This window comes from Actinomyces sp. 2119 (assembly GCF_003591215.1).
In the GTDB taxonomy this organism is placed as follows: domain Bacteria; phylum Actinomycetota; class Actinomycetes; order Actinomycetales; family Actinomycetaceae; genus Actinomyces; species Actinomyces lilanjuaniae.
The window spans coordinates 168,660-183,886 of record NZ_QYRR01000004.1 but is presented as its reverse complement, the minus strand read 5'-3'; the positions used below and the strand labels follow the sequence as shown (position 1 = coordinate 183,886).

General features: G+C 70.0%; 13 protein-coding genes. 11 read left to right on the top strand and 2 right to left on the bottom strand.

Features of this window, described 5'->3' with window-relative positions; all coding sequences use genetic code 11:
* Positions 1-90 precede the first annotated feature (90 nt).
* The 3 genes from hflX (at position 91) to D4740_RS06245 (ending at position 4,974) form a co-directional block, all read left to right on the top strand.
* Positions 91-1,821, top strand: coding sequence for a GTPase HflX (hflX, locus tag D4740_RS06255; protein ID WP_119836083.1), 1,731 nt, complete (start codon positions 91-93; stop codon positions 1,819-1,821).
* Complete coding sequence (locus tag D4740_RS06250) at positions 1,814-3,859, top strand: ATP-dependent DNA helicase (protein WP_243106673.1); 2,046 nt, start codon at positions 1,814-1,816, stop codon at positions 3,857-3,859. Before hflX ends, D4740_RS06250 begins: the two co-directional genes overlap by 8 nt.
* A 110-nt stretch (positions 3,860-3,969) precedes the next feature.
* Entirely contained in the window at positions 3,970-4,974 is a 1,005-nt protein-coding gene (locus D4740_RS06245) for an L-lactate dehydrogenase (RefSeq protein WP_119836082.1), read from the top strand.
* 208 nt (positions 4,975-5,182) lie between these two features.
* Here D4740_RS06245 and lexA read toward each other — a convergent pair whose 3' ends face one another.
* On the bottom strand, positions 5,183-6,019 hold the full coding sequence (gene lexA, locus D4740_RS06240; RefSeq protein WP_119836081.1) for a transcriptional repressor LexA: 837 nt from the start codon (positions 6,017-6,019) through the stop codon (positions 5,183-5,185).
* 282 nt (positions 6,020-6,301) lie between these two features.
* On the opposite strand from lexA, the gene D4740_RS13265 reads away from it, so the two are divergent.
* The 3 genes from D4740_RS13265 to D4740_RS06225 all read left to right on the top strand — a co-directional run bounded on the left by D4740_RS13265 (position 6,302) and on the right by D4740_RS06225 (position 8,809).
* The gene (locus D4740_RS13265) at positions 6,302-7,024 is read left to right on the top strand and encodes a LysM peptidoglycan-binding domain-containing protein (protein WP_259390697.1); all 723 of its coding nucleotides are present in this window, start codon (positions 6,302-6,304) and stop codon (positions 7,022-7,024) included.
* Positions 7,025-7,124: 100 nt separating this feature from the next.
* Positions 7,125-7,580 (top strand): transcriptional regulator NrdR, encoded by a 456-nt coding sequence (gene nrdR, locus D4740_RS06230; RefSeq protein ID WP_119836079.1) that lies wholly within the window; start codon positions 7,125-7,127, stop codon positions 7,578-7,580.
* A gap of 95 nt (positions 7,581-7,675) precedes the next feature.
* Positions 7,676-8,809 carry a glycosyltransferase family 4 protein gene (locus D4740_RS06225; RefSeq protein ID WP_119836078.1) on the top strand — a complete coding sequence of 378 codons (1,134 nt, stop codon included), beginning with the start codon at positions 7,676-7,678 and terminating at the stop codon, positions 8,807-8,809.
* 18 nt (positions 8,810-8,827) lie between these two features.
* On the opposite strand, the gene D4740_RS06220 is transcribed toward D4740_RS06225, so the two are convergent.
* Positions 8,828-9,562: an IclR family transcriptional regulator gene (locus tag D4740_RS06220; protein WP_119836077.1), complete on the bottom strand. Its 735-nt coding sequence runs from the start codon at positions 9,560-9,562 to the stop codon at positions 8,828-8,830.
* A 177-nt stretch (positions 9,563-9,739) separates the two neighbouring features.
* Here D4740_RS06220 and leuC point away from each other — a divergent pair, with 177 nt between their 5' ends.
* The 5 genes from leuC (at position 9,740) to D4740_RS06195 (ending at position 15,221) form a co-directional block, all read left to right on the top strand.
* Positions 9,740-11,170, top strand: a complete 1,431-nt coding sequence (leuC, locus tag D4740_RS06215; RefSeq protein ID WP_119836076.1) for a 3-isopropylmalate dehydratase large subunit — start codon at positions 9,740-9,742, stop codon at positions 11,168-11,170.
* Between the two features lie 6 nt (positions 11,171-11,176).
* Positions 11,177-11,824 (top strand): 3-isopropylmalate dehydratase small subunit, encoded by a 648-nt coding sequence (leuD, locus tag D4740_RS06210; RefSeq protein WP_119836075.1) that lies wholly within the window; start codon positions 11,177-11,179, stop codon positions 11,822-11,824.
* Positions 11,825-11,999: 175 nt separating this feature from the next.
* Positions 12,000-13,322, top strand: a complete 1,323-nt coding sequence (murA, locus tag D4740_RS06205; protein ID WP_119836074.1) for a UDP-N-acetylglucosamine 1-carboxyvinyltransferase — start codon at positions 12,000-12,002, stop codon at positions 13,320-13,322.
* A 151-nt stretch (positions 13,323-13,473) separates the two neighbouring features.
* Positions 13,474-14,211: a 1-acyl-sn-glycerol-3-phosphate acyltransferase gene (locus D4740_RS06200; RefSeq protein WP_119836196.1), complete on the top strand. Its 738-nt coding sequence runs from the start codon at positions 13,474-13,476 to the stop codon at positions 14,209-14,211.
* Positions 14,208-15,221 carry an NAD(P)H-dependent glycerol-3-phosphate dehydrogenase gene (locus D4740_RS06195; protein WP_119836073.1) on the top strand — a complete coding sequence of 338 codons (1,014 nt, stop codon included), beginning with the start codon at positions 14,208-14,210 and terminating at the stop codon, positions 15,219-15,221. Before D4740_RS06200 ends, D4740_RS06195 begins: the two co-directional genes overlap by 4 nt.
* The last annotated feature ends 6 nt before the right edge of the window (positions 15,222-15,227 follow it).

Below are 15,227 nucleotides of genomic sequence, written 5' to 3'. Positions count from 1 at the left end.
TCCTGCACCGAACCGGGCCCGGACGCACCGGGAAGGTCTGTTGAGCCCACGCTCCGGGCCGTGTCTACGCATACTGCAAGGAGTCTCAAGGTGACCCGTTCTCGATCCACTGTTCCTGCCGCGCATGCCGACTCTCAGCGCGGCGCCCGCACCGAGTCCCCTGACGTCCCCGATGACGTCGACGGTGGGCTCCCGCAGCTCCCGCCCGCTCCCGAGGACGTCGTGGCCCGTGTCCTGTCCCGGGCCGGAACCGCCCTGGCCTCGACGTCGGGATCCTCCTCCCGTGATGGCCTGGGCAGCCTCGCTGACCTTGACGGAGAGCATGACGACGGCTCGCTGGAGCGTGAGGCCCGTGCCGGCCTGCGACGTGTGGCCAGCCTGTCCACCGAGCTCCAGGACGTCTCCGAGGTCGAGTACCGCCAGGTCCGCCTGGAGAAGGTAGTTCTTGTCGGCCTGGACCTCTCCCGGTCCCGGACCGGGGAGAGGGGCGATCACCGTGCCCGCGGTGCCACCGGCGTAGACCGGGCCGACGCCGCCGGGTCCCAGGATATCGTGACCTCTCTGCGCGAGCTGGCCGCCCTGGCACAGACCGCCGGCTCCCAGGTCCTGGACGCGGTGATCCAGAGGCGTGACCACCCCGACCCCGCCACCTACCTGGGCAGCGGTAAGGCGCGCGAGCTTGCGGAGGCGGTGGCCGCCTCGGGGGCGGATACGGTCATCGTCGACGACGAGCTGTCCCCCTCTCAGCGCCGCGCCCTGGAGGACGTCGTCGGCGTCAAGGTGGTGGACCGTACCGCCCTCATTCTGGACATCTTCGCCCAGCACGCCAAGTCGCGCGAGGGCAAGGCCCAGGTCGAGCTCGCCCAGCTGGAGTACCTGCTGCCGCGCCTGCGTGGCTGGGGCGAGTCCATGTCCCGGCAGGCCGGCGGACGCGTGGCCGGCGGCCAGGGGATCGGCTCACGCGGCCCCGGAGAGACCAAGATCGAGCTCGACCGCCGACGCATCCACACCCGCATGGCCAGGCTGCGACGCGAGATCAAGGAGATGACTCCCTCCCGCCAGGCCAGGCGCGGCTCGCGGCGGCGTGGCGGCATCCCCTCGGTAGCGATCGCCGGGTACACCAACGCGGGCAAGTCCTCCCTCATGAACCGCCTCACCGACGCGGGCGCCATGGTCCAGGACGCGCTGTTCGCCACGCTGGACCCCACCGTGCGCCGGGCTGAGACTGCTGAGGGGCGCACCTACACCCTGACGGACACGGTCGGCTTCGTGCGCAACCTGCCCCACGAGCTCATTGAGGCGTTCCGCTCCACCCTGGAGGAGGTGGCTGAGGCGGACCTTCTCCTCCACGTGGTTGACGCCGCCCATCCGGACCCCCTGGGCCAGGTCGCGGCGGTGCGTCACGTCCTGTCGGACGTACCTGGTGCCCTGGAGGTGCCTGAGCTGGTGGTGCTCAACAAGGTGGACCTGGCGGACCCTGTCGTCGTGGCGACCTTGCGTACCGCCCTCCCTGGTGCCGTCGTCACCTCGGCACGCACCGGAGAGGGGCTGGCTAGGCTGCGTGAGCGTGTGGAGGAGGCGCTGCCGCGTCCCGACGTCGTCGTGGACGTCGTCGTCCCTTACTCACGCGGTGACCTGGTCTCCCGTGCCCATGCCGACGGAGAGGTCGACTCCGCCGACTATACGGAGGCCGGGACCCACCTGGTCGCCCGGGTAGGTCCGGCACTGGCCGCGGAGCTGAGGTCCGCCTGTGCCGAGGATGCCGGTGCCGACGGGCACGTGGCGAAGGCAGACGAGGAGCCCGGGACGGCTGATGGCTGAGCCGACCGGGGCTGAGCCGACGGGCCGGGCACAGGACAGCCAGGACAGCCAAGACAGCATTGTGTCCGTCCTGCGGTCCGCGGTCAACGAGGTGGGAGGCAGCCCGCGCCAGGGGCAGGCCACGATGGCGGCAGCGGTGGGGGAGACGCTCCAGGACGGGGGCCACCTTCTGGTCCAGGCGGGGACGGGTACTGGTAAGTCCCTGGCCTACCTGGTACCGGTTATGCTCGACTCGGTCGGCGCCGGTCACCGGGTCGTAGTCTCCACAGCCACCCTGGCGCTACAGCGCCAGGTCCTGGCCAAGGATGCCCCTGTAGCGGCGCAGGCGGTAGAGCGTGCTACCGGGTCGAGACCCCGGGTGGCGCTGCTCAAGGGCTGGCACAACTACCTGTGCCGCTACCGGCTGGAGGGGGGCTACCCCGCCGAGGACGACGACGTCGGTAACGCCCTCTTCGGCGCCGGGGAGGTGCTGTCAGGGCCGGGAGTCGGTCAGGCTGGCGCCCTGGGTCTGGGGGAGCAGGTGGTCAGGCTGCGGGAGTGGGCCCGGACCACCGACAGCGGTGACCGTGACGACCTCGTACCGGGCGTGTCTGACCGGGCCTGGAGACAGGTCAGCGTCTCACGGGCCCAGTGCCTGGGGCACTCCTGCCCGGTCAGGGACGAGTGCTTCCCCCGTGCGGCCCGGTCGCAGGCTGCCCAGGCTGACATTGTCGTCACTAACCACGCCGTGCTGGGTGTCGTGGCTGCGGGCGGTCCCGGGGTCCTGCCCGACCACCAGGTCCTGGTGGTGGACGAGGCCCACGAGCTGGCCGAGCGGGTGCGCTCCCAGGGTACTGTCTCGCTGTCGGGTGCCGCAGTGGCCCGGGCCGCCACGACCGCCCGCAGGTACGCCTCGGTGCTGGTCTCCGACCTGGAGGCAGCAGGTCAGGGGCTGGCAGGCGTTCTGGACGAGCTTCCTGACGGCCGACTGGGGCAGGGGCTGCCGCCGTCACTGCGCAGCGCCCTGGTAGTCCTGGACGACGCGGTCCGCCAGGTTGCTGCCGACGTGCGTGAGAAGACTCGTGGTACCGCTGCCCGCGCCCAGGAGGCCGGGGGCCTCAGCATGGCCCGTCAGGCCCTCGCCGACCTGGTAGACACCGTGGACCGTCTGACCTCGGACGCGGTGGACCAGGGGCGGGAAGTGGCCTGGGTGGAGCGGCCTGGAGCCGGGGAGGAGCCGCCACGGCTCATGCTGGCACCCGTTGACGTCGCCTCGCGGGTGGCGACCACCCTGCTGGCGGGCCGCAGCACGGTGCTGACCTCCGCGACCCTGGTGTTGGGCGGAGGCTTTGGGCCGATGGCCCGCACCCTCGGACTGACCCTGGCGGGGGAGTCCTGGCGAGGCTTTGACGTGGGCTCGCCCTTCGACTATCCGCGTCAGGGCATCCTGTACGCGCCTACGCACCTTCCTCGTCCCGGCTCCGGTGTCTCGCAGGCCGCGCTGGAGGAGATGCTGGCCCTGGCGGAGGCCTCCGGGGGAGGGATGCTCGGCCTGTTCTCCTCGCGTCTGGCGGCACAGGAGGCGGCGGAGCTCCTGCGCTCATCCACCAGTCTGCCCGTCTACGCCCAGGGGGAGGACCAGCTGCCCACGCTCGTGGAGGCCTTTGCCTCCGACGACACAGCCTGCCTGGTGGGCAGCCTCAGCCTGTGGCAGGGGGTGGACGTGCCTGGGCGTACCTGCCGCCTGGTCGTCATCGACCGCATCCCGTTCCCCAGACCTGACGACCCCGTGGTCCAGGCACGCACCCAGGCTGTGGCCGCTGCGGGCGGCAACGGCTTCATGAGCGTGGCGGCGACGCACGCGGCCCTGCTGCTGGCTCAGGGCGCGGGCCGCCTCATCCGCCGTCGCCAGGACCGGGGCGTAGTCGCGGTCCTGGACCCCCGGCTGCGCACAGCCCGCTACGGGGGCTTCCTCTCCCGCTCCCTGCCGCCGCTGTGGCCGACCTCGGACCCGCAGGTCGTCCTGGGCGCGCTCACCCGTCTGGCCGCCCACGACTGAGCCGTTACGGCTCAGGTGCCAAGAGTCCCTCGGTGCGGCTGGTGGGACCACGTAGGGTAAGACCCGGGGAACCCGTTCCCCTTACCGCTGATCGAGTCGGAGGAGACACCGTGTCCGAAGCTACCATCACCAACACCGCTCAAGGCTCCTACCCCACTGCCCACTCAGGGCGCCCGTCCAAGGTCGCTATCATTGGTGCGGGTGCTGTCGGGTCCACGCTTGCCTATGCCTGCGTCACCAAGGGCGTGGCCCGCGAGGTGGTGCTCCAGGACATTGCCAAGGAGAAGGTGGAGGCGGAGGCCCTGGACATCGCCCAGGGCATCCAGTTCACCTCCGCAGGTGCAGTCTCCGGCTCCGACGATCCGGAGATCTGCCGCGACGCTGACGTTATTGCCATCACTGCCGGTGCCAAGCAGAAGCCTGGCCAGTCCCGCCTGGAGCTGGCGGGCGCCACGGTGGGCATCATGGAGAAGATCCTGCCACGGCTGGTGGAGGTTGCTCCCCATGCCATCTTCCTGCTCGTGGCCAACCCGGTGGACGTGGTCACCTACTGCGCCAAGAAGATCACGGGTCTCCCGGAGAACCAGCTCTTCGGCTCCGGCACCGTCCTGGATACCGCCCGTATGCGTTACCTGGTCTCCCTAGAGACCGGAACCGCCACGCAGAACATTCACGGCTACATTGCTGGCGAGCACGGGGACTCCGAGGTCCCGCTGTGGTCGTCCACGGAGATCGGGGGGGTGCCGGTCACCCAGTGGGGCCAGACTCTTGACGGAGGCGTCTTTGACCAGGCCAAGCGCGACCGTATCGCCCACGACGTCGTCCGCTCCGCCTACCGCATCATTGAGGGTAAGGGAGCCACGAACTACGCCGTGGGCCTGGCGGTCCAGCGGATCATCTCCGCGGTCCTCAACGACGAGCAGCGGGTGCTGACGATCTCCCCGCTGCTCACCGACTGGCACGGGATCTCTGACGTGTGCATGGCGGTGCCCACCATCGTGGGCAGGGAAGGGGCGGGGCGGCGCCTCGAGCTCCCGCTGACCCCTGGTGAGAAAGAGGCCCTCACGGCCTCGGCCGACCACCTGCGCGAGGTGGCTCGCGGCCTGGGCTACTGACCCCCGACCGCCGTTTTTGTCGGCACCCCTGGATGACGGCCTCGACCGGCAGCCCGGCCGCTCTGCCGTGGTACCGGGTGCCACCCGGGCCGCAGCAGCGTGGCAGTCGTCCCCTCTCACCCGGAGGGGCGCCCGAGGGGGCGACTGCTCGGGGGCTGCCGCAGGGGCCATGCTGCGGGGTGTTGCGGAGGTGTTGTGTCGGGGTCGGTCACAGGGAGCGTAGGACAGCGACTACTTTGCCCATGATTGTGGCCTCGTCGCCGTCGATGGGGGCGTAGGCGGGGTTGCGGGGCAGGAGCCACTGGTGCCCGTCACGCCGCGAGAGCACCTTGACCGTCGCGCTGGCGCCGTCCGGCTCCTCAAGCATGGCAGCCACGACCTCGCCAGTCTGCGCGTCGGGCTGGGCGCGTACCACAACCCAGTCGCCGTCACAGATGGCTGCCTCGGTCATGGAGTCGCCCTGGACCCTGAGCATGAACAGGTCCCCGCCCCCCGTCAGGCGACGAGGCAGGGGCATGACCTCTTCCCAGTGCTGTTCCGCCAGGATCGGGGCGCCTGCGGCGACGTGGCCGACGAGAGGGACAGGTACTGTCTCCTCTACCTCCGTCTGCGGCTCTCCCCGTGGCTCCCCGGTGGACGGCAGGTCGCGGGGAGGGCGGGGTGCCCCGTCTGTGCGTGACGGTGCCGGAACCTGGGCTGGCGTCCCCGCCGAGCCCCTCCGGTCTGCCCGGTCGGTGCTCCCGCTGCCGGGGAGCACCACCTCCATGGCGCGGGGGCGTCGGGGGTCGCGGCGCAGCAGCCCCAGCCGCTCCAGCTTGTCCAGCTGGTGCTTGACGGAGGAGGGGCTGGTCAGGCCCACAATGGTGCCGATCTCTCGCAGCGACGGCGGGTAGCCGCGGGACTCGACAGCATCTTGGACCGCCTCGTAGACAGCCCGTGCCCGGATGTCGAGGTCTGCCAGGAGGCTGTCAGCCGCAGGCGTGGTGGTGCCGCGCATCCTGGTGGTCCCGGCGGCGCGTCCGCTGTGGCCGGTGGTCGTGCTCATCGCCGTGCCTTCCCTGAGCTCGCTGCTGCCTGCCGCCGCCCTGCCCGACAGCCTGGTACCCCGCTGGCGGAGCCAGGTGGCCGCGCCCCTGGTGATCCTGCAGGCCTAGGGGCGGGGCCGGCCGGGCATTCGTGTCGTAGGCCCGTGGTGGTCTTGGTGCCCCAATCCTAGAGCCGATCGGACACGCCTTCAAACACGTGTTCGAAGAATGGTGGACGTGTCGGCTCTGGGGCGCTAGTCTATCGAACAGACGTTCGTCGAACATGTGTTCTGGAGGAGCTCGTGAGTGCAGCAGCCGTCCCACCGTCGTCCCGCCCCACCCAGAAGGTACGTGGCTGGGCTCCCGCTCCCCGGATCCGTCCCCGGCACCTGAGCCTGGTTCCTGCCGCGCCCGGGGGTGAGGAGCAGCGTCGTCCGCACCGTACGGGCGCTCGTCGCGGGACCGGGCGCCCGACCCACCTGCGGCCGGTACCTGACGTGGCCGCCCCTGTGCGTCCTGACGGCGGCGGTAGCCGGGAAGGTGGCCAGGCAACCCCCCGACTGCTGGAGATGCCCCCTCGGCGGCCGGGTGCTCCTCTGGTCGTGCGCGCCCCCGCAAGGCGCCCCTCTCGGATGTCGCCCGCTCACCCGGCGGTCCGTGCTGGACGACATCGGCTCCAGCGCGGGGGCGGGATGGCGTCCAAAGCTGTGTCCACCGCCCCGGGAGCCGAGGGGGTGTGCGCCCCGTCTGTACCTGCTGCGGTGCGGTACCTGGCCGCAGGTCTGGTGGTCACCCTCGTGGTGGCGGTGCTGGTTGCCGGGGGCATCGTGCTGTCGGCGCTGGGCCAGCCGGGCTACACCGGGACTTCCACGGCAGTTGTCCAGCCCGGGCAGTCCCTGTGGGACGTGGCCTCCTCGACGGGGAGCCCGGACGTCGCCGAGACGGTGGCCGTCATTGTCGAGCTCAACAACCTGGAGACCCCGTCGGTGCGTGCTGGGCAGCGTCTCGTCGTGCCGGTCTCCTGAGAGCCTGGTGCTGTACCAGGGTGTCTGAGGCTTGCGGTGTGACGCGGCTGGCGTTTAGTCTCCAAGGTGTCGGTCAAGCGATCACCTGGAGGTCGGTCACGTGCACTGCCCCTTCTGCCGCCATGACGGCTCCCGGGTCGTGGACTCACGAACCGCTGAGGACGGGACCTCGATACGTCGACGACGTCAGTGCCAGCACTGCGGTCGACGTTTCACCACCCTGGAGACAGCCAGCCTCTCGGTGCGTAAGCGGTCGGGGGCAGTAGAGCCGTTCAGCAGGGACAAGGTCATGGTCGGTGTCCGTCGGGCCTGCCAGGGGCGTCCGGTCTCTGACGACGACCTGGCCCTCCTGGCCCACAAGGTCGAGGAGGAGGTACGCGCCAGCGGGCAGGCTCTCGTGGACTCCCACGAGGTCGGTCTGGCCATCCTCGGTCCGCTGCGCGAGCTGGACCAGATCGCCTACCTCCGGTTCGCCTCTGTCTACTCCTCCTTTGAGTCCCTGGAGGACTTCGAGGCTGCTATCGCCAAGTTGCGGCAGGTCGGTTCCCAGGACTGAGGGTACGACCTGAGGAGCCGATCTGGCGCGCTGGCCCGGGGGCGTGGGGCCCGGACGGGCTCTTGCGCCTGGCGACTGGTGGCACACTGGGCACCATGCGCGTGCTCATCGTGTCTGACTGCTACGCCCCACGCCTGGGTGGGATCGAGACCCAGGTGCGGGACCTGGCCAGGAACCTCCTGCGGCACGGGCACGAGCCCGCTGTCGTTACCGCGACGCCAGCGGGCACTCACCGGGGGCGGGAGGTGGAACGAGCGGACGGCTTTCCCGTATTTCGTACTACCGTGCCCCTTCCTGCCGAGCTGCCTGTCCACCCTCGGGCGCGCGGGGAGATGACGTGGCTGATGGAGCACCTGCAGCCCGACGTCGTCCACGTCCACGTCGGCGTGGTCTCGCCCTTCGCCTGGCCGGGCATCGCGGCCGCGCGCCGCTGCGGCGTGCCGACAGCGATCACCTTCCATTGCGTGCTGGGAGGCTGGTCGCGGGCTGTCGGACGGCTCGGGGGCCTCAGCCCGGTCCGGTTGTGGCAGGAGGCGGGGGCCGACCTTACGGCGGTGTCCTCCATGCTGGCGCAGCAGGTACTGCAGGCGGGTGCCCGTGAGCCGGTCACGGTGCTGCCCAATGGCATCAGCCTGGCTGACTGGCACCCGGGCCCGTCAGGGGAGGGCCGACCACCCGGGGCGCCGCTGCGGGTCGTGGCCTCGCTGCGCTGGATCGGGCGCAAGCGGCCGCTGCAGGTGGTACAGGCCTTTGCTGAGGCGGTGCGGCGCTCAGGATGCCGTGACGCGGTCCTGGATGTCTACGGTGACGGCCCCCTGCGGCATCGGCTGGAGCAGGAGGTCGTCGATAGTGGCATGGCGGAGCGCATCACCCTTGTGGGACGCGTGGACCGTCCCGAGCTGGCGCGTGCCTTCGCCCAGGCGGACGTCTACCTGCAGACCTCTCCGGCCGACTCCTTTGGGATCAGCGTCCTGGAGGCCCGCACCGCCGGGCTGGCCGTGGTGGCGCTGGGCTCCTCGGGGGTCGGAGACTTCATCGAGCACGGCGTGGACGGGCTCCTGGCGGACGACGACGCAGGCCTGGCCGAGGCCCTGGCCGGGCTTCTGGCGGACCCCCAGCGCCTGGAGCGCATCAAGCACCACAACAGGACTGTTCCTCCCACCCCGGAGTGGGGCAGCGTCACGGGTATGAACCTGTCGGCCTACCGGCGGGCGGGGGCGAGAGGCTGAGCGGGGGATGACCGGGTGTCAGCGGTCCTCGTCGTGGCGCAGGGCCTCCGACAGGCGGCGTGCCGCGGCTACGACGACGGCACCGTGGGTCCGTCCGGGCTGACGGCCCATGCGGTCGATCGGTCCGGAGATGGAGATGGCGGCGACGACCTTCCCGCTGCTGCCTCGTACCGGCGCGGACACGGAGGCGACCCCGGGCTCCCGCTCCCCCACCGACTGGGACCACCCGCGCCGTCGCACCGCAGACAGCATCGTGGCGTTGAACCGGGAGCCGACCAGGCCGCGGTGGAGACGGTCCGGCTCCTCCCAGGCCAGCAGGACCTGGGCTGCGGAGCCGCCCTGCATGGACATGGTGGCGCCCACCGGGATCGAGTCACGCAGCCCGATCGGACGCTCGGCGTTGGCCACGCACACGCGTACGTCTCCCTGGCGCCGATAGAGCTGGGCGGACTCGTGGGTCTTGTCGCGCAGTGCGGCCAGGACCGGGCCTGCGGCCACCAGGAGGTGGTCCTCGCCCGCGGCCCTGGCCAGCTCTGCGAGCCGGGGGCCTAGGACGAACCTGCCCTGGGAGTCGCGGGTGACCAGGCGGTGGTACTCCAGGGCCACCGCGATGCGGTGGGCGGTGGGGCGGGCCAGATGGGTCGAGGCAACCAGGTGCGCCAGGGTGGCGGGGCCGGACTCCAGGGCGTTGAGCACCTGCGCGGCCTTGTCGATGACGCCGACGCCGCTGCTGCTCTCAGTGGGGTTGTCCATATTCTGATACTGCCATTTCAAGGTATGAGACTTCAAGTATGCTTGCCTACGAGAAGTGGCGTGGTGTCAGCATAACGTCCTGAGCGGGACGTGGAAGCGGCGACGTCCCTTGGGCCGGGGGCCGCGCACCACCGGGCCCGTGCTCGTGCCTCAAGGAAAGGAAAGGACGGCTGCGCGATGGGAATGACTCTGGCCGAGAAGGTCTGGCGCAACCACATCGTGTCCCAGGGTGTTGACGGGGCGCCCGACCTGCTCTACATCGACCTGCACCTGGTCCACGAGGTCACCAGCCCCCAGGCCTTCGAGGGCCTGCGCCTAGCGGGCCGTCAGGTCCGCCGTACCGACCTGACCCTGGCCACCGAGGACCACAACACCCCGACCCTCGACATCGACCTGCCTATCGCCGACATCACCAGCCGCGCCCAGATCGAGACGCTGCGGGCCAACTGCGCTGAGTTCGGGGTGCGTCTGCACTCCCTGGGCGATGCCGACCAGGGCATCGTCCACGCCGTCGGCCCTCAGCTGGGGCTGACCCAGCCGGGGATGACCGTCGTCTGTGGTGACTCCCACACCTCGACCCACGGCGCCTTCGGGGCGTTGGCCTTTGGTATCGGCACGTCCCAGGTGGAGCACGTCCTGGCCACCCAGACCCTGCCGATCGCGCCGTTCAAGACCATGAGCGTCACTATCGACGGGGACCTGCCCCCCGGCAGCGGTGCCAAGGACATCATCCTGGCCATCATCGCCAAGATCGGTACCAACGGGGGGCAGGGGCACGTTATTGAGTACCGCGGCCGCGCCATCGAGCAGCTGTCCATGGAGGCCCGTATGACCATCTGCAACATGAGCATTGAGGGTGGTGCCCGGGCAGGCATGATCGCCCCTGACCAGACCACTTTTGACTACATCCGTGGTCGTCCCCATGCCCCTCAGGGGGAGGACTGGGACGCGGCGGTGGAGTACTGGTCCTCCCTGCGCACCGACCCCGATGCCGTTTTTGACACCGAGGTGGTCTTGGAGGCCAGGGACATCGAGCCTTTTGTCACCTGGGGAACGAATCCGGGCCAGGGGCTGCCGATCTCGGGCAGTGTCCCGGTCCCGGAGGAGATCGCCGACGAGACCGAGCGCCTGGCTGCCCAGCGTGCTCTGGAGTACATGGACCTTGCCCCGGGCACGCCCCTGCGTGACATCAAGGTGGACACTGTCTTCCTCGGCTCGTGCACCAACGGGCGAATCGAGGACCTCCGTGCTGCCGCCGAGGTGATCCGGGGCCGGGAGAAGGCCGACGGCCTGCGCATGCTGGTAGTTCCGGCCTCCGCGCGCGTACGGCTCCAGGCCGAGGCTGAGGGCCTGGATCAGGTGTTCACCAGTTTTGGCGCGGAGTGGCGCAACGCGGGGTGCTCCATGTGCCTGGGTATGAACCCTGACCAGCTCAGCCCGGGCGAGCGTGCCGCCTCCACCTCCAACCGCAACTTCGAGGGCCGTCAGGGCAAGGGCGGACGCACCCACCTGGTGTCCCCGGTGGTGGCGGCCGCCACGGCGGTGCGTGGTCGTCTGTCCACGCCCGCCGATCTGCCTGACGTCCCGCCAGAGGCAGAAGGAGCCTGATCAGATATGGAGAAGTTTGTCCGTCACACCGGGGTCGGTGCCCCGCTGCGGCGCAGCGCCGTGGACACCGACCAGATCATTCCCGCCGTCTACCTCAAGCGCATCACGCGCACCGGGTTCGACGACGCCCTGTTCGCCTCGTGGCGTGCTGGTGAGCCTGACTTCGTCCTCAACCAGGAGGCCTACAGGCGGGCCTCCGTGCTCGTGGCGGGGCCGGACTTCGGGACGGGCTCCTCGCGCGAGCACGCGGTGTGGGCGCTCAAGGACTACGGGTTCAGGGCGGTTCTGGCCCCTCGCTTTGCCGACATCTTCCGGGGCAACTCCGGCAAGCAGGGGCTGGTGACCGGGGTGGTGACCCAGGAGGACTGCGAGCAGCTGTGGAAGATCCTGGAGGCGGAGCCGGGCACCGAGGTGACGGTGGACCTAGAGCACCGCAGTGTGGAGGCGGCGGGCTTCCGCTGCTCCTTCCAGATTGACGACTACGTGCGTTGGACCCTCATGGAGGGCCTGGACGATATCTCCCTGACCTTGCAGCACGAGGACAAGATCCAGGCCTACGAGCAGGGTCGCCCCGCCTACAAGCCGCGGACCCTGCCCGCCAGGCACCTGCCCAAGGAGCAGGTCGTGTCGGCGCGCTCGACGCAGGCACCCTGAGACTGCCAGGTCTCAGGGACCTTCCCTGAGTCCAAGGACACCCTGGCCGGAGCGTTCTACGGCCAGCCTGGCCGGGAGCGCACGCCTATGCTGGGACGGCCCCGGCTGTGAGCCGTTCCGGGGCCGGGGCGGTTGCCACCGCGTCGCGCTCGGTCTGCACGTGATGGAGGAACACATGGTCGATGGTCTGCTCCAGGTGGAGGGAGGGCGTCCGCTCAACGGCGAGATCACTGTGCGCGGTGCCAAGAACCTGGCTCCTAAGGCCATGGTGGCTGCGCTGCTGGGGACCACCCAGTCGGTGCTGCGCAACGTCCCCCTCATCCGTGACGTCGACGTCGTCTCCGGGCTGCTGAGCCTGCACGGGGTGTCCATCGACTACGACCAGCGTGAGGGCGTGCTGCGCCTGGACCCCTCCAAGGTCGAGGCGGCTCACGTCGCAGATATTGATGCCCACGCGGGCTCCTCACGTATTCCGATCCTCTTCTGCGGGCCGCTGCTGCACCGGCTCGGGGAGGCGTTCATCCCCGACCTCGGTGGGTGCCGCATCGGCGACCGTCCCATCGACTTCCACCTGGAGATCCTGCGGCAGTTTGGCGCGGACGTGGACAAGCAGGTCCAGGGTATCCGGCTGACTGCGCCCCACGGCCTCAACGGCACTGTTATCGAGCTGCCCTATCCTTCTGTGGGCGCCACCGAGCAGACTCTCCTCACCGCTGTGCGCGCCCACGGGCTGACCGAGCTGCGGGGAGCGGCTGTCGAGCCTGAGATCATGGACCTGGTGGACGTGCTGCAGAAGATGGGGGCCATCATCTCGGTGGACACCGACCGCACCATCCACGTCGAGGGTGTCGAGGAGCTCGGCGGCTACAACCACGCTGCCCTGCCGGACCGTATCGAGGCGGCGTCCTGGGCCTCGGCGGCCCTGGCCACCCGGGGCGACGTCTTCGTGCGTGGGGCGCGCCAGAGCCACATGACCACCTTCCTCAACACCTTCCGCAAGGTAGGCGGTGCCTTCGACGTGCGCGACGACGGTATCCGCTTCTACCACCCTGGGGGCGACCTGCGCTCCAGCGTGGTGGAGACCAACGTCCACCCTGGTTTCATGACCGACTGGCAGCAGCCCCTGGTCGTGGCCCTGACCCAGGCCGGGGGCCTGTCCATCGTCCACGAGACCGTTTACGAGAACCGCTTCGGCTTCACCGGCGCCCTGCGCAAGATGGGGGCCACGATCCAGGTCTACCGCGAGTGCCTCGGGGGTACCGCCTGCCGCTTCGGCCAGCGCAACTTCTACCACTCGGCAGTCATCTCAGGACCTGCGCCGCTACGGGGCGCCGATATCGTGGTACCGGACCTGCGCGGGGGCTTCTCGCACCTCATTGCCGCCCTGGCGGCAGAGGGGACCAGCCGTGTCGAGGGCGTCAACCTCATCGACCGCGGGTACGAGAGCTTTATGTCCAAGCTGGCCGCCCTGGACGCGAACGTGACTCGTCTGGCCTGAGCGCGACGGAGACGGACGGAGTCGGCCTCCAGGCGCTACCTGGCGGACGGAGAACGGCTAGAGTCCTGTCGTGGCCCACCCTCAGCAGACCCGACAGTTCAGCCCGTTCTACCGTTTTGCCGCCCGAGGCGTGATCATCCCCTTCCTGCGGATGGTCTCCCGTCAGCAGGTGAGCGGGGTGGAGAACATTCCCGCTGACGGCGGCTTTATCGCGGTGGCCAACCACCTGAGCGACCTGGACTCCCTGACCGCGATGCGCAGCATCGTGGATGCCGGGATCCCGATCTACTCCCTGACCAAATCGTCCCTGTTCCGAGTACCTGTCCTGGGGTCGGTCCTGCGTGCGGGAGGCCAGATCCCGGTGCAGCGGTCGAGCTCGGCGGCGTCTGGCTCCCTGGCTGAGGCGGAGAGGGTGCTGCGCGCTGGGGAGGCTGTCATGGTCTTCCCGGAGGGAACCCTGTCACGTGACCCGCTGAAGTGGCCCATGACAGGGAAGACAGGCGCCGCTCGGCTTGCCATGGCCACGGGGGTACCGGTCTTGCCCATGGGCCAGTGGGGCGCCCACATGATCCTGGACACCTACTCCGTGAGGCTGCGCCCCCTTCCGCGCAAGGACGTCAGAGTCAGAATCGGCGAGCCCCTGGACCTGTCGTGCTACGGCAGCGACGTCACCGACCGTGAGGCCGTGCGTGAGTGCACCGCGGAGATCATGCGCGCCGTCACCGGCCTGGTGGAGGAGCTGCGGGGGCTGAAGGCCCCGCGACCCTTTGACCTGAAGTATGACGGGGACCCGGGACGCAGGAGGGTGGGGGTGCGACGCCCCGACCCTGTGGAGCCTGAGGAGGCCCGCTCCGACCTGGGGGCCCACCTGGGTGAGGAGTCGGCATGAGGGCGGCGGTCATCGGCTCAGGGGCCTGGGGCACCACCTTTGCCTCCCTCCTGGCCCAGGCGGGCACCCCCACGACCATATGGGCGCGGCGCCGCGAGGTGGCCGAGGAGATCAACGCGGGTACCAACGAGCGCTACGTGCCGGGCCACCGCCTGCCGTCGACCGTGCGGGCCACCACCAGCAGGTCTCAGGCAGTCTATGGCGCCCAGCTTGTCGCGGTGGCCCTGCCCTCCCAGGAGGCGCGCAGTGTCCTGGGGCCGCTGGGAGGAACCCTGGGAGAGGCGGCGGTGGCCGTGTCGCTCATGAAGGGGGTGGAGCTGGGGACGGGGCTGCGTATGAGCGAGCTTCTCACCCAGGTACTCGGGCTGCCTCCTGGCAGGGTGGCCGTGGTGTCTGGGCCCAACCTGGCCGACGAGATCGCTGCCGGGCAGCCCACGGGCACAGTCGTGGCCGCCCAGGACGAGGCGGTAGCTCGTCTGGTGGCCTCCTCCTGCGCCACTGCCACCTTTCGTCCCTACACCAACACCGACGTGCTGGGGGTCGAGCTGTGCGGTGCCGTCAAGAACGTCATTGCCCTGGCCGTGGGCGCTGCCACCGGGCACGGCATGGGGGACAACTCGCGGGCCACGATCATCTCCCGCGGCCTGGTGGAGATCACCCGCCTGGGCCTGGCCCTGGGCGCCAGGCCGGAGACTTTCGCGGGTCTGGCCGGCGTGGGCGACCTAGTTGCCACCTGCTCCTCGCCCCTGAGCCGCAACCAGGCCTTCGGACGCCGCCTGGGTGAGGGGATGAGCGTGGACCAGGCGGCAGCAGCCTCACGGGGAGTGGCGGAGGGGGCCAGGTCGGCGCGGGCGGTCCTGGACCTGGCACTGGCCCAGGGGGTGGAGATGCCGATTACCGCCGGGGTGGTGGCGGTCGTGGAGGGCACGGCCACCGTAGCCGAGGTCACTGACGTACTGCTGGCACGTCCCCGAAAAGCGGAGGGGGTCCACGCCCCGCCTCACGAGTAGCCTCAC

What these genes read in the sequence shown, in the direction of transcription:
- leuD (WP_119836075.1), top strand. Translation starts at nt 11,177, where the DNA reads ATGGAGAAGTTTGTCCGTCACACCGGGGTCGGTGCCCCGCTGCGGCGC.
- leuC (WP_119836076.1), top strand. Translation starts at nt 9,740, where the DNA reads ATGGGAATGACTCTGGCCGAGAAGGTCTGGCGCAACCACATCGTGTCC.
- lexA (WP_119836081.1), bottom strand. Translation starts at nt 6,019, where the DNA reads ATGAGCACGACCACCGGCCACAGCGGACGCGCCGCCGGGACCACCAGG.
- D4740_RS06200 (WP_119836196.1), top strand. Translation starts at nt 13,474, where the DNA reads ATGGTCTCCCGTCAGCAGGTGAGCGGGGTGGAGAACATTCCCGCTGAC.
- D4740_RS06225 (WP_119836078.1), top strand. Translation starts at nt 7,676, where the DNA reads ATGCGCGTGCTCATCGTGTCTGACTGCTACGCCCCACGCCTGGGTGGG.
- D4740_RS06250 (WP_243106673.1), top strand. Translation starts at nt 1,814, where the DNA reads ATGGCTGAGCCGACCGGGGCTGAGCCGACGGGCCGGGCACAGGACAGC.
- D4740_RS06220 (WP_119836077.1), bottom strand. Translation starts at nt 9,562, where the DNA reads ATGGACAACCCCACTGAGAGCAGCAGCGGCGTCGGCGTCATCGACAAG.
- murA (WP_119836074.1), top strand. Translation starts at nt 12,000, where the DNA reads ATGGTCGATGGTCTGCTCCAGGTGGAGGGAGGGCGTCCGCTCAACGGC.
- D4740_RS06195 (WP_119836073.1), top strand. Translation starts at nt 14,208, where the DNA reads ATGAGGGCGGCGGTCATCGGCTCAGGGGCCTGGGGCACCACCTTTGCC.